The organism is Sphingomonas chlorellae, assembly GCF_056485145.1.
This window is the reverse complement of sequence record NZ_JBQXXM010000005.1, coordinates 292262-314885: the sequence shown is the minus strand read 5'-3', so window position 1 is coordinate 314885 and position 22624 is coordinate 292262. Positions and strand designations below refer to the sequence as shown.

The following is a 22624-nucleotide window of genomic DNA, read 5'->3' as shown; positions in this document are numbered from 1 at the left end:
AACAGTAGCCAGCGCGGCGCGGGCGCCCTAAATCGCGGGGGACGATGACCGATCCCCACGCTCCCGACCGCTTCAACGAGGAAACCGCCACCTTCGCCGTGCGCGGCGCCGATGCGCCCGACCTGGAAACCGGCGTCGCCGCGATCCGCAACGTGCTCAAGACGCTGCCGGCGCGGCCGGGTGTCTATCGCATGCACGATGCCCGGGGCGACGTACTCTATGTCGGCAAGGCGCGCGCGCTCAAGCATCGCGTCACCAACTATACCCAGCTCAGCCGTCTGTCGAAGCGGCTGCTGCGCATGGTCGCGCAGACGCGGTCGATGACGATCGTGACGACCAACAACGAGGCGGAGGCGCTGCTGCTCGAGGCGCAGCTCATCAAGCGTTACCGCCCGCCCTACAATGTGCTGCTGCGCGACGACAAAAGCTTCCCCTTCATCCTGCTGCGGCGCGACCATGACTATGCGCGCGTCCAGCTCCACCGCGGCGCCCGGCGTTTCAAGGGCGACTATTTCGGCCCCTTCGCCGGCGCGGGCCAGGTCCGCAAGACGCTCAACGCGCTGCAGAAGCTGTTCCTCCTGCGCAGCTGCACCGACAGCTTCTTCGCGACGCGCGATCGGCCGTGCCTGCTCTATCAGATCCGTCGTTGCTCCGCGCCCTGCGTCGGCCGCATCGACCAGCCCGCCTATGCCGAGCTGGTCGACGATGCGCGCGATTTCCTGCTCGGCAAATCGACCAAGGTGCAGGAAAAGCTGGGGCAACAGATGCAGGCGGCGGCCGAGGCGCTCGATTTCGAGCTTGCCGCGATCCTGCGCGACCGGCTCAAGGCGCTTACCTTCATCCAGGGCAGCCAGGCGATCAACGCGGAGGGCGTGGGCGATGCCGACATCTTCGCGCTTGCGTGCAAGGGCGGGGTGATGGGCATCCAGGCCTTCTTCATCCGCGGCGGCCAGAATTGGGGGCACCGCAGCTTCTTCCCCGCGCATACCCAGGACGTGCCCGAGGACGAGGTGCTGAGCGCGTTCCTGATGCAGTTCTACGAGGAGGTGCCGCCGCCGCGCACCGTGTTCGTCGACCGCAATCTCGAGGATCTGAAGCTGCTCGCCCAGGCGCTGGCCGAGCGGGCGGGGCGCAAGGTGGCGATCGGCGTGCCGCAGCGCGGCCCGCGCCGCCGCCTGCTCGATCAGGCGCGCCGCAACGCCGAGGAGGCGCTCGACCGTCGCCTCGCCGAAGGCACCACCCAGGCTCGCCTGCTTGCGGAGGTTGCCGAACTGTTCGGTCTCGCCGAACCGCCCGAGCGGATCGAGATCTATGACAACAGCCATATCCAGGGCACGCACGCGCTGGGGGCGATGGTCGTCGCCGGGCCGGAGGGGTTCCGCAAGAACCAGTATCGCAAGTTCAACATCCGGCGCCCTGAAACGATCGCCGGCGACGATTACGGCATGATGCGCGAAATGCTCAGCCGCCGCTTCGCCCGTGCGCAGAACGAGGATCCCGATCGCGCGCAGGGCGACTGGCCCGACCTGGTGCTGATCGACGGCGGACGCGGCCAGCTCCACGTCGCGATGGCGGTGCTCGAGGATCTGGGGATCGAGGATGTCTGCCTCGTCGGCGTGGCGAAGGGGCCGCACCACGGGCGCGAAGGGCGCGAGGTCTTCCACCTGATGGACGGCCGCGAACTGATGCTGCCGGTCAATTCGCCCGTGCTCTTCTATCTGCAGCGGTTGCGTGACGAGGCGCATCGCTTCGTCATCGGCGGCCACCGGCAAAAGCGCAGCAAGGCGATCGGCGCCAGCCCGCTCGACGAAGTGCCCGGGATCGGCCCCGCGCGCAAAAAGGCCCTGCTGCTGCATTTCGGCACCGCGCGCGCGGTGCGCAACGCCAGCCTCGACGACCTTCAGCGCGCGCCCGGGGTCAGCCGCGCGGTCGCCCAGCTCGTCTACGATCACTTCCACGCGCATTGATGCGCGGGCCGCGGCCGCAGCGGGCCGCAATTTTGGCCGGAACGCAACGGAAGTGCTTGACGCGGTGTCGGGAATCGCGCCTCCTCGCCGGCGTTTCCGGGTGGGGAGGCGTCGATGAAGTTGCGTAATGGGTCGCTGGCGCTGCTGGCGTCGTGCTGTTGGCTGGCATTCGCGCCGGGTGCCCTTGCCGGCGACAAGCCGCTCTATCAGCCCGCGCCCGACTGGGTGAAACCCGCCCCGCCATCGGCATTTGCACCGCAAGGCCCCAATCCGCCCGCCTTCCTGGTGCTCGATAGCCAGCAACGACTCAACGACGGCCAGGTCTGGCGCTATACCGAGCGCGCCAGCCGGATTGCCTCGGCCCAGGAACTGGGCATTCTCGGCACCGTCTCGATCGAGTGGCAACCCGATCAGGGCGACCTGATCGTCCACGGCGTCGACATTCTCCGCGACGGCCAGCGGATCGACGCGTTGCGTGGCGGCGCGGCGCCGTTCACCGTCCTTCGCCGTGAAACCGCGCTCGAACGGCGCGCGCTCGACGGCCGCCTCACCGCGACGCTTGCGGTCGAGGGGCTGCGTGTCGGCGACGTGCTCGACGTGCGCTATTCGGTGACGGTGCGCGACCCCGCGCTCCAGGGCAATGTCGACGCGCTGGCGCCGGTGCTCGCCCAGCCGCTGCCGCTCGGGTTCGGCCGGTCGCGGCTGCTCTGGCCCGAAGGGCAGACGATGTACTGGAAGGTCTATCCGCAGGGCGCGAAGCCGGTGGAGACGCGCGTCGGCGGCTGGCACGAACTGAGCTTCAGTTTCCCCGTCGCACGCCAGCCCGATCGTGCGCCCGCCGCACCCGGACGCTTCACCCCCCCGGCCGCGGTCGAACTCTCCAGCTTCGCCGACTGGCGCAGCCTGTCGCGCGTGATGGCGCCGCTCTACCGCACCGACGGGCTGATCGCCCCCGGGAGCCCGCTCGCGGCCGAGGTCGCGCGGATCGCGGCGGCGTCATCCGATCCGCGCCAGCGCGTCGCCGCCGCGCTCGCGCTGGTGCAGGAAAAGGTCCGCTATCTCTACAAGGGGATGGAGAACGGAAATCTCGTTCCCCAGACGCCCGCGCAGACCTGGGAAACGCGTTATGGCGACTGCAAGGCCAAGACGCTGCTGCTGCTCGCGCTGCTCCATGCGCTGGGGGTCGAGGCCGAACCGGCGCTCGCCAATCTCGACAATGGCGACCTGGTGCGCGAACGGATTCCGTCGGCATTCGCCTTCAACCATGTCTTCGTGCTCGCGCATCTTGGCGAAACGACGCTGTGGCTCGACGGCACCGGACAGGCGACCCAGCTCGCCGACCTCGACGATGTCGGTCCCTATGGCTGGGTGCTGCCCGTGCGCGCGGCCGGGGCGGAACTGCTGGCGGCGCCCAATCGCGCGCCCGCGGTGCCGCGGACGGGAACCACGCTGACGATCGACGCGCGCGGCGGCATCAACCTTCCTGCCGTGTTCGAGATGAAGCAGGTCGTGCGCGGTGCGGCGGCGGGCGCGTTGCAGACGGCGGTGACGCGGCTCGACCGCGACGGCCGCAACGCGCTGCTCCAGGCGGCGCTCCCCAATCTGGGCGTCGAATGGAAGCTCGCCGATTCGAACGTCAGCTACGACGCCGCGAATGCGTCGGCGACGATCACGCTTACCGGGGTGGTGCTGCAACGCTGGCGGCACGGCGACGATCGCTATCGCTTCGACCTGATTCCCAACCGGCCCGCGCCGCTCCCCGATCGCAGCCGGACCAGCTGGAAGGACGTGCCGATCGCCGGCGGCACGCCGATGAACACGATCAGCGACTATCGCATCCTGCTCCCCGATGCAGGCAAGGGCTTCACGCTCGAAGGCGCCGACACGGTCGATGTCACGCTCCCCGGCGGCAGCCGCGCGATCCGTTCGGCGCGAATCGAAGGCGATGCGGTGCTGTTCCGCCTCCAGGATCTGCGCAACGGGCGTGAGATCGCGCCCGCCGATTTCGCGCCGCTGCGTGCGGCGCTCGCGGGCCTCGCCAACCGCGCGCCGCGGATCAGTTCGCCGGTCGGCTATCCGCCGCCCTGGACCGGCGTGGTCGCCGCGCGCCGCGCGCATCGTTTCGACCGTGCGCTCGAATTGCTCGGCCAGCGCATCGCCGACAAACCCGATGATGCCCAGCGCTATGTCGATCGTGCGCGGTTCCTGATGCTGCTGTTCGATCGCGACAAGGCGCTCGCCGATTTCGGCAAGGCCGTCTCGCTCGCCCCTTCGAAGGAGGTCTATGTCGAGCGCGCCGGGCTCTACCGCGCGCTCGGACAGCGGGCACAGGCGGTCGCCGACCTCAAGGCGGCGCTTGAACTCGATCCGGGCGACGCCGACGTGATCGCGCGGCTGGCGGTGCTTCAGGCGACGACCGGCGCCACGGCCGATGCGCTGGCGCTGGTGCAGGACCGCATCGACCAGGGCGGGCGGGACGCGCCCCGCTATCTGATGATCAAGGCGAACGTGCTGTCGCAGAGCGGCGACGCCGCCGGCGCCATCGCTGCAGCCAATGCCGCGGTCGAACAGCGGCCGGGCACGTCGGGGCTGCTCAACGAACGCTGCTGGATCCGCGGCCTCAACGCGACCGAACTCGACCTCGCGCTCAAGGATTGCACGCGCGCGATCGAACTGGGCGAATCGGGTGCCGCCCAGGCGCTCGACAGCCGCGCGCTCGTCTATCTGCGGCTCGGCCGGCTCGACGAGGCGATGGCCGATCTCAAGGCCGCGCTCGACATGCGCCCGGGCGCCGCGGGAACGCTCTTTCTGCGCAGCCTGGTCGAGGCGCGGCGCGGCAATCGCCAGGCCGCGGCCGCCGACCTCGCCGCCGCGCGGCTGCTCGCTCCCGCGATCGACGAAGACTATGCGCGCTTCGGCCTGCGCGCCGGATGATTCCCATGGCTGCAAGGTGCCGAAGATAACGGCAAAAGAAGCGCAACGATGATCGTCGGCCTGTGCTCGACATCGCGCTTTCGATTGTAGTTGCGCGGCGCGGCGTTAGAAGATTTCCCTTCGTTGGGGGGAATCATCATGTTTGTACGCAAGTTGCTGGTCGCGGCGCTGTTGTCGAGCACGGGGGTCGCATATGCCGGCGACAAGCCGCTTTATCAGCCCTTGCCCGCCTGGGTCGTTCCGGCACCGCCGCTCGACGTGGCGCGGCTCGGCGACGGCGACCCGATGCTCCAGATCTTCGATTTCCAGCAGCGGCTCGAACCCGGCGGCACGTCGATCTACACCGAAACGGCGATGCGGATCACCACGCCGCAGATGCTCACCGAGGCCGGGACGCTGCCGTTGCAATGGGATCCGTCACATGGCGACCTCATCGTCCACAAGGTCATGATCCTGCGCGGGGCAGAGCGGATCGACCTGCTCGCCAAGGGCGCGCGCTTCACCGTCCTCCAGCGCGAACGCAAGCTCGAGCAGGCGGCGCTCGACGGCGTGCTTACCGCCACGCTCGCGCTCGAGGGGCTTCGGGTCGGCGATGTCGTCCAGTTCAGCTATTCGGTCACGCGCAAGGACGCGGTGCTCGGCCGGCAGTCCGCAACCGCGTCGCCGTTGCTGTTGGCCCCCGCCAAGGTCGCCTTCGGTCGCGCGCGCTTGCTGTGGCCGTCCTCGCTTCCCGTCCAGTGGCGCAGCTATGCCGCCGGGGCGGTCGCCGCGGCGCAGCCGGGGGCGACGGCGCCGGCGGAGCCGCGCACGCTTCCCAACGGCGACCGCGAACTCGTCATCAGTTTCCCCGTCGCCAAGCCGCCCGAACTCCCCGCGGACGCGCCGCAGCGATACAAGCCGATGGCGCTGGTCGAGGCCAGCAGCTTCGGCGACTGGTCGCTCGTCGCCGGCGTGATGGCCCCTTATTACCGTACCGAAGGTACGATCCCGCCCGACAGTCCGCTCGGGGCTGAAGTGGCACGGATCGCTGCGGCCTCGTCCGATCCGCGCACGCGCGCGGCGATGGCGCTGCGGCTGGTCCAGGATCAGGTGCGCTATCTTTTCCGTGGGATGGACAGCGGCAATTACGTTCCCCAGTCGCCTACGCAGACCTGGTCGCTGCGCTATGGCGATTGCAAGGCCAAGTCGATGCTGCTCGTCGCGATCCTCCGCGCGCTTCAGATCGAGGCAGAGCCGGCGCTGGTCAGCATGGAGGGCGGCGATCTGGTCGCATCGCGGCTGCCGTCGCCGCTCGCATTCGATCATGTGATCGTCCGTGCGGTGATCGGCGGCAAGACGCTGTGGCTCGACGGGACGCAGAGCGGAACGCGTCTCGAGGATCTCGACGATGTTCCTGCATTCCGCACCGCGTTGCCGATCCGGGCCGAGGGGGCGACGCTGATCCCGATTCCCGTCGCCGCTCTCCCGGTGCGGCCGACCCAGTCGGTGCAGGTGACGCTCGATTCGCGCGCCGGCCCCGAATATCCCGCACCGTTCGATTTCCGCGCCGATTTCTACGGCCAGATGGCGCAGATGCTCCGCAGCATCCGCAGCGAGATCGACAAGGACAAGCTCGCCGAACTGGTGAACGGCCAGATCACCGAAGTGCTCGGCGTGCACAGCGCCTATGGCTATCGCATCAGCTATGACGACGCGAGCGGCGGCGTGACGCTGAGCGCATCCGGCATCGCGTATCCCGACTGGGATTTCCAGCGCGGCCGCGAACGGATCAACCTCGACCAGACCGCAGGCAATCTTCAATTCACGCCCAACCGCGCGCGTTCGGCATGGCGCGACATTCCGGTCGCCGCCGGTGCGCTCAGCGATGTCCGCATCGCGCGTCGAATTCGCCTCCCCGCCGGGGGCAAGGGCTATACCCTCGAAGGGCAGCAACGCCTCCCGGCCGAAATCGCCGGACGGCTGATGTCGCGCAGCGTCACCGTCGCCGGCGACAGCGTGACGGTCGACGATCGCGTGTTCACCGGCGCCCGCGAGGTGCCGGCCAGCCAGATCGCCGCCGTGCGCGCGGAGGTCGCGCGCATCAAGGCCAATCCGCTCACGCTCGTCGGTGCGGCGGAGCCCGCCCGGCGCTGGATGACGGTGAAGGCCGCGCGCGCCGGCGGCGCGCTCGCTCCGATCATCGCCGGCTATGACAAGGCGATTGCCGAACAGCCCGAACAGGCGGACGGCTATGTCAGCCGTGCCTGGTTCTATCAGACCATCTACGATCGGCAGGCCGCGCTGCGCGACATCGGCAAGGCGATCGAACTGGCGCCGACCGTCGATCTCTATGCGCAGCGTGCCGAACTCCATTACACGCTCCGCGACGAGGCGGCGGCGCTCGCCGACATCAAGGCTGCGCTCGATCTCGATCCCGAAGCCCAATCACCGATCCTGCTGCTCGCCCGGATCAAGGCCGAAAAGGGCGAGGTCGATGCCGCCCGCGACCTGCTGCTCGAACGCATCGACCGCGGCGGCGATACCAAGGCGGAGTGGCAACGCGGACTTGCCGACGTGCTCGGCGATGCGGGCGACGTCGCCGGGGCGCTCGCCATCCTCGACGAGGCGATTGCGGCGGCCCCGCGCAATCCCGGGCTGTACAACTCGCGCTGCTGGTTACGCGGCACGCATGATCGCGAACTCGACCAGGCGCTGCGCGACTGCAACAGGGCGATCGAACTCAGCGAGAATTCGGGCGCGTCGCTCGACAGCCGGGCCATGGTCCATTTCCGGATGCGCCGGTTCGACGAGGCGCGCGCCGATCTCGACGCCGCGCTGCTCGCCAATACCGAACAGGCCGACAGCCTTTTCATGCGCGGCGTGATCGGGCGCCTGCAAAAGACGCCGGGGGCCGATGCCGACCTGGCGGCGGCTCGGCTGATCTCGCCGCGGATCGACGAACAGTTCGCCCGCTACGGCATCCGTCCGTGAACGCGCGCGCGGCGCGGCGGCTTTGCCATTTGTTCATGGCGGGCGGCTAGGCCGGACGGCGCTCCCGGCTGTTTCCGATTCCCGTCGCCCGACGGGGCCGGGGGAGCGGAGCCGAACGCCGAATGCCGACCAGCGTGTTCCTGACGATCGATACCGAGCTGATGTGGCGCCACCACGTCGCCGGGCTCGACGCGGCGACGGTGGCGCAGCGGTCGCTCGATCCCGCCGGGGTTGGAATCGGCTGGCAGCTCGAACGGCTCGCGGCGCACGGCCTGCGCGCCTGCTTCTTCGTCGATCCGATGCCCGCGCTCGTCTATGGCCTCGATCCGATCCGCCGCGTTGTCGAACTGATCCTCGCTGCGGGGCAAGAGGTTCAGCTTCACCTTCATCCCAACTGGGCGCGCGTGCGGCCGTGCGGCGGCGCGGGCACCTCGTTCGAACTGATCGACTATAGCCCCGACGATCAGCGCGCGTTGATCGAGGGTGCCGCCGCGCTGCTCGAAGCCGCGGGCGCGCCGTCGCCGATCGCCTTTCGTGCGGGCTCCTATTCGGCGAGCGACGCGACGCTTGCCGCGCTCGCCGCGCTCGATTTCGCCTATGATTCGAGCCATGACGGCTCGCACCACCCCTGGCCGAGCGCCATCGGACTCCCCCAGCGCCAGATCGCGCCGGTCGCGCATTGCGGACTCGTCGAGGTGCCGGTCACGCTGATCGAGGGGGCGGGCGGGGCGCTGCGCCATTTCCAGATCTGCGCGCTGTCGGTTTCGGAGATGCAGGCGGCGCTCGATCACGCCGTTGCGGCGAACCATGCCGCGGTTACGGTCGTCTCGCACAGTTTCGAGCTTGCCAATCGGGCCGGAACGCGACCAAACGCGGTTCATGTGCGAAGATTTGAATCGCTGTGCCGGATGCTGGCCCAACGGCAGGCGGTGCTCGTGACCCGTCATTTCCGCGATCGTCCCGTGCTGGCGCTGGGCCAGGACGATGCGCCGCTGCGTGCCAACTGGCTGCGCGCGGGGATGCGCCACGCCGAACAGCTCTGGTCGAACATGGTGGAAGAGCGCGCGCCATGACGCCCGATCCGCTGCACCCCGCCGATGCCGGCCGGGCCGGCGCGGCGCGGCCGGTGGCGTTGCGGTTCGAAATCGGCGCGCGCACGCTGGTCGCGGTCCAGCGCGATCTGGTGCGGATCGGGCTGTCGCTCGACGCCGCGCTCGGCACCACGCTCCCGCTGCTGCCGCCGCTCGATCGCGAGGGCCAGGGCTATGCGATCACCTCGCTCCCTGCCGCCTGGGTGGACCCCATCGTCGCCGCGTCGGGCGCGATGCTGCCCTTCGTGCGCCAGCGCTACACGCGCTACTTCATCGACCTCGGCCTCGGCTTCGACCGCTGGTTCGCCTCGCTGTCGGGCAACACCCGGCAGGGGCTGCGGCGCAAGGTCCGCCGTGTCGCCGCCGAATCGGGCGGCGAAGTCGATGTGCGCCGCTTCGCGACACCGGAGGGGATCGAGCACTTCCACGACGTCGCGCGCCGGATCGCGCTGCGGACCTATCAGGAACGGCTGCTCGGCGCGGGGCTGCCCGATTCGCCCGAGTTTCTCGCGCGGATGCGTGCCGATGCCGCCGCCGATCGCGTGCGTGCCTGGCTGCTCTACATCGCGGGCGAACCGGCGGCCTATCTCTATTGCCCGGCAGAGGGCGAGACGATGCTCTACGCCTATGTCGGCCACGACCCGGCGTTCAACGATTTCTCGCCCGGCACCGTGCTCCAGCTCGAGGCGTTGCGCGACCTGTTCGACGAGGGGCGCTTCGCCCGTTTCGATTTCACCGAGGGCGAGGGGCAGCACAAGCGCCAGCTGGCCAGCGGCGGCATTGCCTGTGTCGACCTGCTGCTGCTGCGCCCCAGCCTGGCCAACCGCGCGACGATGCTGTCGCTGGGCCTGTTCAACCGTGCGGTGGCGGCGGCGAAGCGACTGGCCCAGCGCGCGGGGCTCGCGCGGCATCTGCGCTGGCTGCGGCGCGGGCGATGACGATGCGCCGCCCCGCCATGGCCGCGCGTCCGGGGCGGGGCTAGCCGGTGGAGATCCGCGCGGACGCGATCCTGCTCGGCGTGCGGTTTCACGGCGAACATGGGGCGATCGTCCGCGCCTTCACCGCCGCGCACGGGCTGCTCGCCGGCTATGTCCGCGGCGGCCGCTCGCGCGCGCTGCGTCCCGTGCTCCAGCCGGCGAATCTCGTCCTCGGCACCTGGCGCGCGCGCACCGAGGCGCAACTGCCCGCGCTGACGGTCGAACTCGTCCACAGCCGCGCGCCGCTGTTCGGCCAGCCGCTGCCTGCCGCCGGGCTCGCCTGGGCGACGACGCTCACCGCCGCGCTCTTGCCCGAAGGGGCGCCGCATCCGCGCCTTCACGCGGCGCTCGACGGTCTGCTCGCCGCGATCGAGGCGGCGCCCGCGGCGCGCGGCTGGGCGGCGGCGATCGTGCGCTACGAACTGCTGTTGCTCTCCGAACTCGGCTTCGGCCTCGATCTCGATGCCTGCGCCGTCACCGGCGCGCGCGACGGGCTCGTCTATGTCAGCCCGCGCAGCGGCCGGGCGGTCAGCGCGGCGGGGGCGGGCGACCTTGCCCCCCGGCTGCTGCCGCTGCCGCGCTTCGTCGTCGAAGGCGGCGCCGCCGACTGGGACGCGATCCTTGCCGGCCTCCGGCTCACCGGCCACTTCCTCGAACGCGACCTGCTCGCGGGTCGCCACGATGCGATTCTTGCCGAACGGGGGCGGTTGATCGAAAGATTGTGTCGGGCGGTTGCGTAATCCGGCCGTCCGGCGCAAAGCGTGCGCCGCGTCCGCTGCTGGGGCGCGGGGTTGCGAACGAGGACGATTGATGCCGCTGATTGCAGTTCTTCCCGGGGACGGAATCGGTCCCGAAGTGACGGCCCAGGCCCGCCGCGTGCTCGAGGCGCTGGCGCTCGATCTGACGTTCGAGGAGGCTCCTGTCGGGGGCGCGGCCTATCTGCTCACCGGTCGTCCGCTGCCCGACGCCACGCTCGCGCTCGCGCGGCGTGCCGATGCCGTGCTGTTCGGCGCGATCGGCGGTCCGCAGTTCGATGCGCTCGAACGCCGGCTGCGGCCTGAGGCCGCGCTGCTCGGGCTGCGCCGCGAACTCGGCCTGTTCGCCAATATCCGCCCTGCGCGGCTGTTCCCGACGCTCGAAGCCGCCTCGCCGCTCCGTGCCGATATCGTCGCGGGGCTCGACATCGTCATCGTCCGCGAACTCACCGGCGACGTCTATTTCGGCGAAAAGGGCCGCCGCCAGACGGTCGAGGGGCTGCGCCAGGGCTATGACGTCATGTCGTATGACGAGGCCGAGGTCGAACGCATCGCCCGCGTCGCGTTCGACATGGCGCGCCAGCGCCGCCGCAAGCTGTGTTCGGTCGACAAGGCCAATGTCCTCGAAACCTCGCAGCTCTGGCGCGACGTCGTCAACGAGGTCGCGACCGACTATCCCGATGTCGCGCTGACGCACATGTATGTCGACAATGCCGCGATGCAGCTCGTCCGCCGCCCGACCGACTTCGACGTGATCGTCACCGGCAACCTGTTCGGCGACATCCTGTCGGATCAGGCCAGCATGTGCGCGGGGTCGATCGGGATGCTGCCCTCTGCCTCGCTCAGCGCGGGCAGCGGCGCGAACGGCATGTACGAGCCGATCCACGGCAGCGCGCCCGACATTGCCGGGCAGGGCAAGGCCAATCCGTGCGCCGCGATCCTGTCGGCGGCGATGCTGCTGCGCCATTCGCTCGGAAACGAGGCCGCGGCCGCGCGCGTCGAGGCGGCGGTGTCGCGCGCGATCGCCGGCGGTGCGCGCACGCCCGACCTGGGCGGCGGCCTTTCCACTTCCGCGATGGGGGATGCCGTACTACAGGCGCTTGCGTGACACCTGAACTGCTCGAGGTCGCGGTCATCATCCCGACCTTCAACGAAAAGGCCAATCTCCCCGTCCTCATCGATCGGATCGAGGCTGCGCTGGCGGGCCGCAACTGGGAAGTGATCGTCGTCGACGACAACAGCCCGGACGGCACCGCCGACGTGGCGCGCGCGATCGGGCGGGGCGATCCCCGCGTGCGGGTGATCCAGCGGATCGGGCGCCGCGGCCTGTCGACCGCGTGCATCGAGGGGATGTGCGCCACCGCTGCGCCGCTCGTGGCGGTGATCGACGGCGATCTTCAGCATGACGAACGCCTGCTCCCGCGAATGCTCGACGCGCTCCAGGCCGATGCCGGGCTCGATCTCGTCGTCGGCTCGCGCTTCGTCGAGGGCGGCGGCACCGGCGACTGGGACCATGAACGCGTCGCCAAGTCGGCGCTCGCCACCCGGCTGTCGCGCCGCGTGCTCAAGGCCGATCTGTCCGATCCGATGAGCGGCTTCTTCATGGTCCGTACCGACATCGTGCGCGCGCTGGTGCCCACGCTGTCGGGGATCGGCTTCAAGATCCTGCTCGACATCATGACCGCCTCGCCGCGTCCGCTGCGCTTCGTCGAGCTGCCCTATGTCTTCCGCGTGCGGACCGAGGGCGAGAGCAAGCTCGATTACGTCGTCGCGATGGAATATCTGATCGCGCTCTACGACCGGATGTTCGGCAACATCGTGCCGGTGCGTTTCGCGATGTTCTCGATCATCGGTGCGCTCGGCGCTGCGGTGCATTTCCTCGTGCTGCTGCTGCTGTTCGTGCCCGGCGGGGTCGATTTCTTCACCGCCACGGTCGCCGCGACGGCGGTGGCGATGACGTTCAACTTCTTCCTCAACAACGCGCTCACCTATCGCGAGCGTCGGTTGCGCGGGGTGGGGCCGCTCCTCGCCGGCTGGCTGAGCTTCTGCCTCGTCTGTTCGGTCGGGGCGATCGCGAATGTCGGCGTCGCGGCGTTCCTCCACAATGTCCAGCACGGCGACTGGCGGCTGTCGGCGCTGGCGGGGATCGCGGTCGCGGCGGTGTGGAACTATGCCCTGTCGTCGCGCTTCACCTGGGGCCGCTACTAGGCCGCGCGTGCCCGGCCGCCCATTCCGGGCAGGTGCGTTCAGCGCCAGCCCGGAAACCAGGTCCAGCGGGCAAAGGCGCCCGCATCGGGCAGCGGCGACGCCGCGAGGATCGGGTAGAAATAGACGAACAGCATCAGCGCGGCAAAGACGAACCATTCGTCCCATCCCCTGGCCCGCGCCTGTGGCCGGCGCGCAAAGGCGACCGCCAGCGCGACGCACAGGAACAGTCCCGATGCGTGGTAATAGTAATAGAATCCCAGCGACTTGGGGATGATCGCAAAGATCGCGACCGAAAACACCCATAGCAGCCCGATCGCCAGCGCCGGCCGGTCGCGCCCGCGCAGGCCCAGCATCAGGCATTCGGCCACGGCGACCAGCCCGCCCCACATCACCGCCGGGTTGCCGAGCAGCAGCACGCCGCGCTGCACCCCGGCATCGGGTTCATAGAAGAACCAGATCGGCCGCAGCATCAGCGGCCAGCTCCACCAGCTCGACTGGTAATTGTGCGGCGGCAGCCGCTGCGTCTGCAACGCGTACATCTCGCCCTGGAGCGGGATCAGCCCGCCGAGCGTCAGCGGGTCGCGCGCATAGAAAAAGGCGGGGGCAAAGCTGGCGAAATAGGCGGCGGCCGCTACCCCGCCGAGCAGGACCAGCGCCGGGATCGTCGCCAGTCCGGGCCAGTGCGGCTGGCCCGTTCCCGCCAGCACCCCGGCGATGCCGCGCCGCGCCGCCCGCGCGTCGACCATGCGGACGAGCACGAAGACCAGCCCGGCGGCCGCCAGATAGGGCAGCGCCGCCCATTTGACGCCGACCGCCAGTCCCATCAGCGCCGCGCCGCCGATCCAGCGCGCGGCGACCTTGCCCGGCGGGGCTCGCATCGCCGCGAGCAGCAGCACGATCGCCCAGACGAGCAACGCGCCCAGGAACACGTCGAGCATCCCCGTCCGTGCCTGGACGAACAGCGTCTGGTTGAGCATCGCGAGCAACCCGGCGATCACGCTCTCGCGCATCCGTCCGGTCAGCAGCCAGGCGAGCGCGAACACGCCGGCGACGCTCGCCGCGCCGGCCAGCACCGCCGCGGCCCGCCAACCCACGGGATTGTCGCCGAAAAGCGCCATTCCCGCCGCGATCATCGCCTTGCCGACCAGCGGGTGCTCGATGTTGCGCGGCCCCTCCAGCGTCAGCAGCGCGCGCGCCGCCGGGACGTAATGCACCTCGTCGAACATCAGCTTGCCCGGCCGGTCGAGATGCACCGCGAACAGCACCAGCGCGGCGAACGCCATCAGCAACGCCACCAGTCGCGGGCGGTCGTTCAGGGCTTTCAGGCGCGCGATCATGGTCCCAGCCCTAGACGATCATTTCTCGGCCGTCATGCCGGACTTGGTTGACGCGGGGGCCGCGCGGCCTGCAAAGCAGCCCGCATGAAACGGCGTACTGGACAGGACGAGCGCATCACGCGCCAGTGGAAACCCGCGACCCAGGCCGTGCGGGGCGGCACCGCACGGACCGAATTCGGTGAGACCAGCGAAGCGCTCTTCCTCACCTCGGGCTATTGCTACGACAGCGCCGAGGAAGTCGCGGCGCGTTTCGCGGGCGAGGCGGAGGGGATGACCTATTCGCGCCTCCAGAACCCCACCGTCGAAATGCTCGAAAAGCGCATCTCGCTGCTCGAGGGCGCGGAAGAGACGCGCACCATGGCCTCGGGCATGGCGGCGATGACTGCGGCGCTCATGTGCCAGCTCTCGCAGGGCGATCATCTCGTCGCCGGCCGCGCGGCGTTCGGTTCGTGCCGCTGGCTGACCGACACGCTGCTGCCCCGCTTCGGCATCCAGGCGACGATCGTCGATGCGCGCGATCCGCAGCAGTTCCGCGATGCGATCCGGCCGAACACGCGGCTGTTCTTCTTCGAAACGCCCGCCAATCCGACGATGGACGTCGTCGATCTGGCCGCGGTGTGCGACATCGCGCGCGAACACGGCATCCGCACCGTCGTCGACAATGCCTTTGCGACTCCGGCGCTCCAGCGCCCGCTCGATTTCGGTGCCGACATCGTCGCCTATTCGGCCACCAAGCTGATGGACGGGCAGGGGCGCGTGCTCGCCGGCGCCGTCGCCGGCAGCGCCGACTTCATCAACAACGAACTCCTTCCCTTTACGCGCAACACCGGCCCGACGCTCAGCCCGTTCAACGCCTGGCTGGTGCTCAAGGGGCTCGAAACGCTCGACCTGCGCGCGCGTCGCCAGAGCGAGAATGCGCTGCGCGTCGCCCGCTTCCTCGAAGGCCGCGTGCCGCAGGTGCTCTATCCGGGACTCGAGAGCCATCCGCAGCACGCGATCGCCGCGCGCCAGATGGTGATGGCGGGGCCGATCTTCTCGTTCGTCCTCGATGGCGGCCGGGCGCAGGCGCATGGCTTGCTCAACGGCCTCGAACTGGTCGACATTTCGAACAACATCGGCGATTCGCGGTCGCTGATGACGCATCCGGCCTCGACCACCCATGCCGGGGTGGCCGAGGATAAGCGGATCGAGATGGGCGTGACCGAGGGGATGCTGCGGCTCAATGTCGGGCTCGAGGATCCCGACGACGTCATCGCCGATCTCGACCAGGCATTGCGCAGGGTGAGCCTATGACGATCAAGGCGCTGTTTTCCGACGAGGCCGTGACGCAGGGCGTCGTCGTGCGCGTCTCTGCCTCGTACCTGCCCGAACAGTCCGAGCCGCAGCGCGGCCGCTGGTTCTGGGCCTATCACATCCGCATCGAGAATGCGGGCGATCGCGCCGTCCAGCTCCTCACCCGTCATTGGCAGATCACCGACGGGCGCGGCGTGCGCCACACGGTCGAGGGGGAGGGCGTCGTCGGCGAACAGCCGATGATCGCGCCCGGCACCAGCTTCGACTATGTCTCGGGCTGCCCGCTCTCGACGCCGACCGGGGCGATGGAGGGCAGCTACCACATGATCGCCGACGACGGCGTCGCGTTCGACGTCACCATCCCCCGCTTCGCGCTCGTCGCTCCGGCCGTCGCGGAATAGCCGGTGAAGCGCACGCACCTTCCCCTCAACGGGCTGCGCGTGCTCGACGCCGCCGCGCGCCACCTGTCGTTCACGCGCGCCGCCGACGAACTGGCGGTCACCCCTGCCGCGGTCGGGCAACAGATCCGCGCGCTCGAGGATACGCTCGGCGTCGTGCTGTTCCGCCGCACGACCAAGGGGCTCGAACTCACGCCCGAGGCCGAATCGGGCCTCGCCGCGCTGCGTGCCGGCTTTCTTCAGTTCGAGGAATCGGTCCGCGCGATCCAGGCGGGGCAATCGTCCAAGTCGCTGACGATCGCCGCCCCGCGCGACCTCACGACCAAGTGGCTGATGCCGCGCCTGTCCGAAATCGCGGCGGCCGACGGCGACCTGCGCTTCGTGCTCGTCGCCGCCGACGACGTCATCGACTTCACCGAGGCCAATCTCGATCTCGCGATCCGCTGGGGCGAGGGGCCCGGCGAGCATGAGGGCGAGGCGATCGAAAGCGACGGCATGGTCACGGTCGAGCGGCCGGGCGGCGGCGCCGACACGCGCATCGACTGGCCCGGCGCGCCCGACGGCGACGCGGCCGGCGCGGCGCGGCTGCGCGTCGGCGATGCCGGCCTTGCGCTCGACGCGGTGGCGCAGGGGCTGGGCCGTGCGACCGTTCCCGAACTGATCGCGCGTGCCGACATCGCGGCGGGGCGCGTGGTCGTCGTCGGCGATCCCCAGGCCTCGCGGCTCGGTTATTGGCTCGTCGCGCCGCTGCCGCAGTGGCGTCAGAAAAAGGTGCGCGCGCTCGTCGACGCGCTCGCCGCCTGATCGGCCCGATGCATCGACGGGTAACGGGGGGACGCGCATGGCCGCGCCCGATCTGAACGATCCGGTCGCCGCCGCCGCCTATCAGGCCGAGCTGTGGGGCGTCGCCGCGACGATCCGGCGCGTCGGGCTCGCCGTCGCGCTGGCCGGCGCGCTGCTCGTGCTCGCGGCGAAGCGCGGGCTGCTCGGCGTGCCGCTCTGGGCGGCGGTGATCGTGCTCGGCGCCGGGCTGATGCTGCTCATCACCGCCTTCGCGGCCCGCCGCCGCTATCACCTGCTCCGCATGGCCGAGATCGACTGAGCGCCGCGGCGCCCCCGCGACATTCTTGCTGCCATTTCAGCCGATTGTCTGGCACGATCGTGCGGCGACGACCCCTGCCGAGAACGGGGCGCGCCAAGGGGGGATGGGGAAATGGGCGGTTTCGAATTCAGCTTCTCGCTGTTCGGGCTGTTGCTCGGGCTCGCGCTGGCCGAGGGGCTCGGCGGGCTGTCAAAGGCGCTCAAGGCAAGCCACAAGGTCCGTATCGGCTGGGCGACCGCGCTGCTCGGCATCTTCGTGTCATGCGACGTCGTCACCTTCTGGATGTACGGCTGGGCGGTGAAGGATCGCGTCGTGCTCAGCTGGCCGCTGCTGTTCGGCGGCTTCGTCGTCACCGGCATCTACTATGTCTCGGCCTCGCTGGTCTTTCCCGACGATCCCGAAGCCTGGGGCGACCTCGACCGCCATTTCGATCGCAACGGTCGCAAGGTGCTGGCGGGTGCGCTGCTGTGCAACGTCGCGCTGATGGCGATGACCGCCGCGCTGATCCGCCTCCCGCCGCTCGACCTGCGCACCGCGCTGCTCACCTGGTCCTTCTTCCCGGTGACGCTGCTCGCCATCGTCGTGCGCGGGCGGCCGGTCGTGATCGGCTGCCTGATCTGGCTGATCCTGCTCTATCCGGCCTCGGCGTTCTGGCACTGATCGCGGGGCGCGCGGTGCCCGCCGTGCCGTGACGGGTTGCCTGCCGACGCCGCGATCGAATAGCAGTCGCGCATGGCGCCACCGACCAGGGTCCGTATCGTCGCCGGGCTGCTGCTCGTGCTCACCGTCGCCGCCGCGCCGATGGCGCTGGTGGGCAGCATGATGAGCGTGATGGCGTTCGACACCGGCGTCTCGCCCGGCGCGGTCGCCGTCTTCTCGGCGGGGCTGCTGCTGGCGCTGCTGCTGCTCCCCTGCTGGGGCCTGCTCCTGCTCGCGCTGTGCTTCCGCCCGCGCTGGCGGCTGGTGATCGTCGCCGCGCTGCTCGGCGCCCCGGCGCTCGCCTTCAACCTCTGGCTGCTCGCCGCCGCCTGACCTGCGGCGTCAGCGCGGCGCGGGCACCGCAAGCTCGGCCGCGCGCGACATCAGCGCCGCCATCCGCCCCTGCTGCACGTCGCGCGCGGGGTCGTTCCAGCTGCCGACGAGCACATACCAATCGCCGTTCGCCGCCTTGAGCAGCAGCGACATGTTCATCACCCCCGGTTCCGAACCGCCCTTGTACCCGACATAGGCCCATTGCGTGGCCACCGGCCGGACGATTCCCGGATTTCGCGACAGGATCGTTCGCGCGTCGGCGCCGTCGGCGCCTTCGGTCGCGCGGCGCAGCCAGTCGAGCGTGCGCGCGAGATCGCTCGCGCTCAGATACCATTCGATCCGGTCGATCATCACCGGCTTGCCGTCGCGGAACAGCATCGGGTCGATCGCGCCGATCGGCGTCGCGGCGACCGCCCCCGCCAGCAGCGCGCGCCGCCCTGCCGTGTCGGCGGCCAGATAGCGCCGGCCGAGCGCGCCGCCCTCGACACCCTTCAGCTTGAACGCCTCCAGCGTCGACAGGAACGGCCGGTTGCGTGCCGGGTCGGCGATCCCCAGCACGGGCATCATCGCCTCCACCTTCTCGCGGCCCAGCGTTCTCAGCAGGATATCGGTTGCGCTGTTGTCGCTCACCGCGATCATCTGCCCGGCAAGCTCGCGCAGCGTCACCTGCGTTCCCGCCGGTTTCTGCGCATAGGCGCCGCCCGGAAGCGGCGTGCCGTCGAGCGTCACCGCATCGTCCCATTTGCGCTCGCCCGCCTTGGTCGCGCGTACCAGTTCGGCGAGGATCACCAGCTTGAACGCCGATCCGATCGCCATTGGCTGGTCGACATTGTGGCGGATCGTCCATTCGGGGCCGTTCGCCCCCAGCCGCGCCAGTCCCAGGCTCGTCGTGCCGGGCAGCGCCCTGAACGCGTGGGCGACGGCGTCGAGCGAGGCCTCGCTCGCGTTGAGGCCGCGGAACAACAGTCCCGTCGCGGCGTGCGGCGGGGCCGGATCGACGGCGATGTCGAACGTGCCCACGGCGTCGCGAAACGCCAGCGTCACCGTCCCGCTGTTCGCCGTCACCGCCGTCAGCGCGCGCACCGTGGCTGCGGGACCGGCATCGGCCAGGATCTGCCGGGTCACCGCGTCGAACTGCGCCTTGGTCAGTTGTGCGCGGACCGCCGGGGTAAAGAAGTCCTCAAAGGCGACGCTGCCGTTGATCAGCCCGGGCAGTGCCGCCGCCTTCGCCGTCAGGGCAGGCGAAGCGACGACCGGCCCCGGGGTGGCGGCGGGCTTGGCCGCGGCGTGCGGCGGTGCGGTGCCGGGTTCGGTCTGCGCGGCGGCGGGAAGGGCGGCAACCAGGGCAAGCAACGGCAGCACGATGCGCATTTCCGGCATCCTTTCAGTCGGATGCGCCGTTTTAATGCATTAAGGCACCCCCGCCAACGGCGCGCTCCCGCGGCGCCGGCGCGCGGTCAGGCGTCGATCACCTCATCGTCCAGCCGCGCGGCATTTTCCTGGATGAAGGCGAACCGATGCGCCGGGTTGTTGCCCATCAGCCGGTCGACCAGGTCCTTCACGCCCGCGCGCTCCTCATATTCCTGCGGCAGCGTGACGCGCAGCAGGCTGCGCGTGCGCGGGTCCATCGTCGTTTCCTTGAGCTGCTGGGGGTTCATCTCGCCCAGGCCCTTGAACCGGCTGACCTCGACCTTCTTGCCCTTGAACGCCGTCGCCTCGATCTCGGCGCGGTGCGCGTCGTCGCGCGCATAGAGGCTCTTCGAACCCACCGTCAGCCGATAGAGCGGCGGCTGGGCAAGGTGCAGGTGCCCGCGCCGCACCAGTTCGGGCATCTCCTGGAAGAAGAAGGTCATCAACAGCGTCGCGATATGCGCGCCGTCGACGTCGGCGTCGGTCATGATGATGATGCGTTCGTATCGCAGATTGTCGGGAAGACAGTCCTTGCGCGTCCCGCAACCCAGCGCCTGGACCAGGTCGGCGATTTCCTGGTTCGCCAGGATCTTGGCCGAGGTCGCGCTGGCGACGTTCAGGATCTTGCCGCGGATCGGCAGGATCGCCTGAGTCTTGCGGTCGCGCGCCTGCTTGGCCGACCCGCCTGCGGAATCGCCCTCGACGATGAACAGCTCGGTTCCCTCGGGGCTGTCGGCCGCGCAATCGGTCAGCTTGCCCGGCAGGCGCAGCTTGCGGCCGCTCGTCGCCGACTTGCGCTTGACCTCGCGTTCCTGCTTGCGCCGCAGCCGCTCGTCCATCCGCTCGAGGACATAGCCGAGCAGCGCCTTGCCGCGCTCCATATTGTCGGTCAGGAAATGGTCAAAATGGTCGCGCACGGCCTTTTCGACCAGCCCCGACGCCTCGGGCGAGGTCAGCCGGTCCTTGGTCTGGCTCTGGAACTGCGGGTCGCGAATGAACACCGAAAGCATCAGCTCGCATCCGGTGATGACGTCGTCCGCGGTCAGGTCCTTGGCCTTTTTCTGGCCCACCAGCTCGCCAAAGGCACGCAGCGCGCGCGTCAGCGCGGTGCGCAGCCCCTGCTCGTGCGTGCCGCCGTCGGGGGTCGGGATCGTGTTGCAGAACCAGCTGTACGACCCGTCGCTCCACAGCGGCCACGCCACCGCCCATTCGGCGCGGCCCTGACCGTCGGGGAAATCCTGCGCGCCCGAAAAGAACTCGGCGGTCGCGCATTCGCGCTTGCCGATCTGGTCCTTCAGATAATCGGCCAGCCCGCCGGGAAAGGTGAACACCGCCTCGGCAGGCGTGTCGTCGGCGATCAGCGCCGGGTCGCAGCGCCAGCGGATCTCGACGCCCGCGAACAGGAACGCCTTCGACCGGGCGAGCGTGTAGAGCCGCTTGGGCTTGAACAGCATGTCCGGCCCGAAAATCTCGGGATCGGGGGTAAAGCACACCGACGTGCCGCGCCGGTTGGGCGCGCCGCCGACATGCTCCAGCGGCCCCAGCGTCCGCCCCTGGCTGAACCGCTGGCGATAAAGCTCGCGGTTGCGCGCGACCTCGACGACGGTATCGATCGACAGCGCGTTGACGACGCTCACACCGACGCCGTGCAGGCCGCCGCTGGTCGCATAGGCCTTGCCGCTGAACTTGCCGCCCGAATGGAGCGTCGACAGGATCACTTCCAGCGCCGACTTGTCGGGAAAGCGCGGGTGCGGGTCGACCGGGATGCCGCGGCCGTTGTCGACGATCGTCAGCCGGTTGCCGGCCTCCAGCGACACCTCGATCCGCGTGGCATGGCCCGCCACCGCCTCGTCCATCGCATTGTCGAGCACCTCGGCCGCAAGGTGGTGGAGCGCGCGCTCGTCGGTGCCGCCGATATACATGCCGGGGCGGCGGCGCACCGGCTCCAGCCCCTCGAGCACTTCGATCGAGGAGGCGTCATAGGTGTTGCCGGGGGTGGCGCCTTGGGCGTCGAACAGGTCGTCGGACATGGGATCAGCTATAGGAGCGGGGGTTTCGGCCGCGCAAGGCGGGGGATGTCCCTGCGGTGCGACGGGTCGGCGGTTGCGGGCATGCGGGGCGCGCGCGGTGCCGTGCAGCATGGCGCCTGCCTGCGGCGTCGTTGGCCCCCATCGTCCGTTCCCCCATTGCCCGTGCCGATCGGCCTAGCAGATCGGCGGCGTCAGGGAAAGAACAGATAAGGAACTCCAGCGGTCGTATCGCGGCCTGTCGCCGGGCATGAAAAAAGGGGAACGCCCGGCCCGGCAATGGGCGGGGCATCCCCCTTTTCGATCCGGTGGCCTGGGTGGCCCGGGTCGCCTGGTCGGCGGCCGCGGCTCAGCGGCCGCGGTTGCCGCCGAACGGGATCGGCGGTGCCGGGCGCCGGTCGCGCCGCGGCAACTGCGCCTGATAGGCGTGGCCGCAATGCTCGACGCAATAGGGGAAGCCGGGGTTCACCTTTTCGCCGCAGAAGTGGAAATCCGGCTCGCCCGGATGGCCCAGCGGCCACTTGCAGATCTTGTCGTTGAGGTCGAGCAGCGTCGTCTTGCCCGCGATCGCCTCGCTCGGCTTGGCCGGCACCAGCCGGCGCGGCGGGGCGGGGGGAATCGGCGCGCTCTGCTCGCCCGGGTTCTGACGCAGGAAGCCGCCGGGACCGATCGAACGCAGCACCGGCGCGTCGCGCACCGGGGCGGGCGCCGCCGTGTCGTCCGAATCATCGTCCTCGGGCTCGTCCGCGGCATGGACCGGCGGGGCGGGGGGCGGCGCCGACGGGCGCGGCGCCGGCTCGGCCGCACGCGGCGCGGGGGCGGCCGGGGCGGGCGGTGCCGGTTCGGCGGCGCGCGGGGCGGGGGCGGCGGGCTTGGCCGGCGCGGGTGCCGCCGGGGCGGCGGCTGCGGCCTTGGCCTCGCTGGCCTTCACCGGCGACGGACGCGACGCGAGGCCCAGGCGATGCGCCTTGCCGATCACGGCATTGCGCGAGACCCCGCCCAGCTCCTCGGCGATCTGGGTCGCGGTCATCCCGCTATCCCACATCTTCTTCAGCGTCTCGATGCGCTCTTCGGTCCAGCTCATGGTCTTCCTTGTTCAATCGAGTCGGCGCTTGCGGGCGGC

The 22624-nt window shown here is 69.9% G+C and carries 18 protein-coding genes; 14 read left to right on the top strand and 4 right to left on the bottom strand.

The window, feature by feature from the left end; translation table 11 throughout:
- The first annotated feature begins 44 nt into the window (after window positions 1-44).
- The 8 genes from uvrC (at window position 45) to ACT3CF_RS14905 (ending at window position 12902) form a co-directional block, all read left to right on the top strand.
- Window positions 45-1967 carry an excinuclease ABC subunit UvrC gene (gene uvrC / locus ACT3CF_RS14940; RefSeq protein WP_478424078.1) on the top strand — a complete coding sequence of 641 codons (1923 nt, stop codon included), beginning with the start codon at window positions 45-47 and terminating at the stop codon, window positions 1965-1967.
- A gap of 114 nt (window positions 1968-2081) precedes the next feature.
- Complete coding sequence (locus tag ACT3CF_RS14935; protein WP_478424076.1) at window positions 2082-4901, top strand: DUF3857 domain-containing protein; 2820 nt, start codon at window positions 2082-2084, stop codon at window positions 4899-4901.
- A gap of 138 nt (window positions 4902-5039) precedes the next feature.
- Entirely contained in the window at window positions 5040-7871 is a 2832-nt protein-coding gene (locus ACT3CF_RS14930; RefSeq protein ID WP_478424074.1) for a DUF3857 domain-containing protein, read from the top strand.
- Window positions 7872-7993: 122 nt separating this feature from the next.
- Window positions 7994-8944, top strand: a complete 951-nt coding sequence (locus tag ACT3CF_RS14925; protein ID WP_478424073.1) for a polysaccharide deacetylase family protein — start codon at window positions 7994-7996, stop codon at window positions 8942-8944.
- The gene (locus tag ACT3CF_RS14920; protein ID WP_478424071.1) at window positions 8941-9900 is read left to right on the top strand and encodes a GNAT family N-acetyltransferase; all 960 of its coding nucleotides are present in this window, start codon (window positions 8941-8943) and stop codon (window positions 9898-9900) included. The genes ACT3CF_RS14925 and ACT3CF_RS14920 overlap by 4 nt, the downstream gene beginning before the upstream one ends.
- A gap of 47 nt (window positions 9901-9947) precedes the next feature.
- A complete protein-coding gene (recO, locus tag ACT3CF_RS14915; RefSeq protein WP_478424070.1) occupies window positions 9948-10679 on the top strand; it encodes a DNA repair protein RecO in 732 nt (243 codons plus the stop codon).
- A 70-nt stretch (window positions 10680-10749) separates the two neighbouring features.
- Window positions 10750-11802 carry a 3-isopropylmalate dehydrogenase gene (gene leuB / locus ACT3CF_RS14910; RefSeq protein WP_478424068.1) on the top strand — a complete coding sequence of 351 codons (1053 nt, stop codon included), beginning with the start codon at window positions 10750-10752 and terminating at the stop codon, window positions 11800-11802.
- Complete coding sequence (locus tag ACT3CF_RS14905) at window positions 11799-12902, top strand: glycosyltransferase family 2 protein (RefSeq protein WP_478424066.1); 1104 nt, start codon at window positions 11799-11801, stop codon at window positions 12900-12902. Before leuB ends, ACT3CF_RS14905 begins: the two co-directional genes overlap by 4 nt.
- A 38-nt stretch (window positions 12903-12940) precedes the next feature.
- On the opposite strand, the gene ACT3CF_RS14900 is transcribed toward ACT3CF_RS14905, so the two are convergent.
- On the bottom strand, window positions 12941-14239 hold the full coding sequence (locus ACT3CF_RS14900; protein ID WP_478424064.1) for a glycosyltransferase family 39 protein: 1299 nt from the start codon (window positions 14237-14239) through the stop codon (window positions 12941-12943).
- A gap of 84 nt (window positions 14240-14323) precedes the next feature.
- On the opposite strand from ACT3CF_RS14900, the gene ACT3CF_RS14895 reads away from it, so the two are divergent.
- From ACT3CF_RS14895 to ACT3CF_RS14870, 6 genes are all read left to right on the top strand, one after another.
- Entirely contained in the window at window positions 14324-15532 is a 1209-nt protein-coding gene (locus ACT3CF_RS14895) for a trans-sulfuration enzyme family protein (RefSeq protein WP_478424062.1), read from the top strand.
- 2 nt (window positions 15533-15534) lie between these two features.
- Window positions 15535-15933 (top strand): Co2+/Mg2+ efflux protein ApaG, encoded by a 399-nt coding sequence (gene apaG, locus ACT3CF_RS14890; RefSeq protein WP_478424138.1) that lies wholly within the window; start codon window positions 15535-15537, stop codon window positions 15931-15933.
- Window positions 15934-15936: 3 nt separating this feature from the next.
- Window positions 15937-16734 carry a LysR family transcriptional regulator gene (locus ACT3CF_RS14885; RefSeq protein WP_478424060.1) on the top strand — a complete coding sequence of 266 codons (798 nt, stop codon included), beginning with the start codon at window positions 15937-15939 and terminating at the stop codon, window positions 16732-16734.
- Between the two features lie 37 nt (window positions 16735-16771).
- Window positions 16772-17032, top strand: coding sequence for a hypothetical protein (locus ACT3CF_RS14880; RefSeq protein ID WP_478424058.1), 261 nt, complete (start codon window positions 16772-16774; stop codon window positions 17030-17032).
- Between the two features lie 111 nt (window positions 17033-17143).
- Window positions 17144-17692, top strand: a complete 549-nt coding sequence (locus tag ACT3CF_RS14875) for a hypothetical protein (RefSeq protein WP_478424057.1) — start codon at window positions 17144-17146, stop codon at window positions 17690-17692.
- Window positions 17693-17764: 72 nt separating this feature from the next.
- Window positions 17765-18064 carry a hypothetical protein gene (locus ACT3CF_RS14870; protein WP_478424055.1) on the top strand — a complete coding sequence of 100 codons (300 nt, stop codon included), beginning with the start codon at window positions 17765-17767 and terminating at the stop codon, window positions 18062-18064.
- Between the two features lie 9 nt (window positions 18065-18073).
- Here ACT3CF_RS14870 and ACT3CF_RS14865 read toward each other — a convergent pair whose 3' ends face one another.
- The 3 genes from ACT3CF_RS14865 to ACT3CF_RS14855 all read right to left on the bottom strand — a co-directional run bounded on the left by ACT3CF_RS14865 (window position 18074) and on the right by ACT3CF_RS14855 (window position 22585).
- Entirely contained in the window at window positions 18074-19435 is a 1362-nt protein-coding gene (locus ACT3CF_RS14865; protein ID WP_478424053.1) for a serine hydrolase, read from the bottom strand.
- An 86-nt stretch (window positions 19436-19521) separates the two neighbouring features.
- Window positions 19522-21504 carry a DNA topoisomerase IV subunit B gene (parE, locus tag ACT3CF_RS14860; protein WP_478424051.1) on the bottom strand — a complete coding sequence of 661 codons (1983 nt, stop codon included), beginning with the start codon at window positions 21502-21504 and terminating at the stop codon, window positions 19522-19524.
- A 346-nt stretch (window positions 21505-21850) separates the two neighbouring features.
- Entirely contained in the window at window positions 21851-22585 is a 735-nt protein-coding gene (locus ACT3CF_RS14855) for a GcrA family cell cycle regulator (RefSeq protein WP_478424049.1), read from the bottom strand.
- Window positions 22586-22624 lie beyond the last annotated feature (39 nt).

Excerpts from the sequence above, each read along its gene's own strand:
- uvrC (WP_478424078.1), top strand. The coding sequence starts at position 45 with ATGACCGATCCCCACGCTCCCGACCGCTTCAACGAGGAAACCGCCACC.
- ACT3CF_RS14935 (WP_478424076.1), top strand. The coding sequence starts at position 2,082 with ATGAAGTTGCGTAATGGGTCGCTGGCGCTGCTGGCGTCGTGCTGTTGG.
- ACT3CF_RS14930 (WP_478424074.1), top strand. The coding sequence starts at position 5,040 with ATGTTTGTACGCAAGTTGCTGGTCGCGGCGCTGTTGTCGAGCACGGGG.
- ACT3CF_RS14925 (WP_478424073.1), top strand. The coding sequence starts at position 7,994 with ATGCCGACCAGCGTGTTCCTGACGATCGATACCGAGCTGATGTGGCGC.
- ACT3CF_RS14920 (WP_478424071.1), top strand. The coding sequence starts at position 8,941 with ATGACGCCCGATCCGCTGCACCCCGCCGATGCCGGCCGGGCCGGCGCG.
- leuB (WP_478424068.1), top strand. The coding sequence starts at position 10,750 with ATGCCGCTGATTGCAGTTCTTCCCGGGGACGGAATCGGTCCCGAAGTG.
- ACT3CF_RS14900 (WP_478424064.1), bottom strand. The coding sequence starts at position 14,239 with ATGATCGCGCGCCTGAAAGCCCTGAACGACCGCCCGCGACTGGTGGCG.
- ACT3CF_RS14895 (WP_478424062.1), top strand. The coding sequence starts at position 14,324 with ATGAAACGGCGTACTGGACAGGACGAGCGCATCACGCGCCAGTGGAAA.
- ACT3CF_RS14880 (WP_478424058.1), top strand. The coding sequence starts at position 16,772 with ATGGCCGCGCCCGATCTGAACGATCCGGTCGCCGCCGCCGCCTATCAG.
- ACT3CF_RS14875 (WP_478424057.1), top strand. The coding sequence starts at position 17,144 with ATGGGCGGTTTCGAATTCAGCTTCTCGCTGTTCGGGCTGTTGCTCGGG.
- ACT3CF_RS14870 (WP_478424055.1), top strand. The coding sequence starts at position 17,765 with ATGGCGCCACCGACCAGGGTCCGTATCGTCGCCGGGCTGCTGCTCGTG.
- ACT3CF_RS14865 (WP_478424053.1), bottom strand. The coding sequence starts at position 19,435 with ATGCGCATCGTGCTGCCGTTGCTTGCCCTGGTTGCCGCCCTTCCCGCC.
- parE (WP_478424051.1), bottom strand. The coding sequence starts at position 21,504 with ATGTCCGACGACCTGTTCGACGCCCAAGGCGCCACCCCCGGCAACACC.
- ACT3CF_RS14855 (WP_478424049.1), bottom strand. The coding sequence starts at position 22,585 with ATGAGCTGGACCGAAGAGCGCATCGAGACGCTGAAGAAGATGTGGGAT.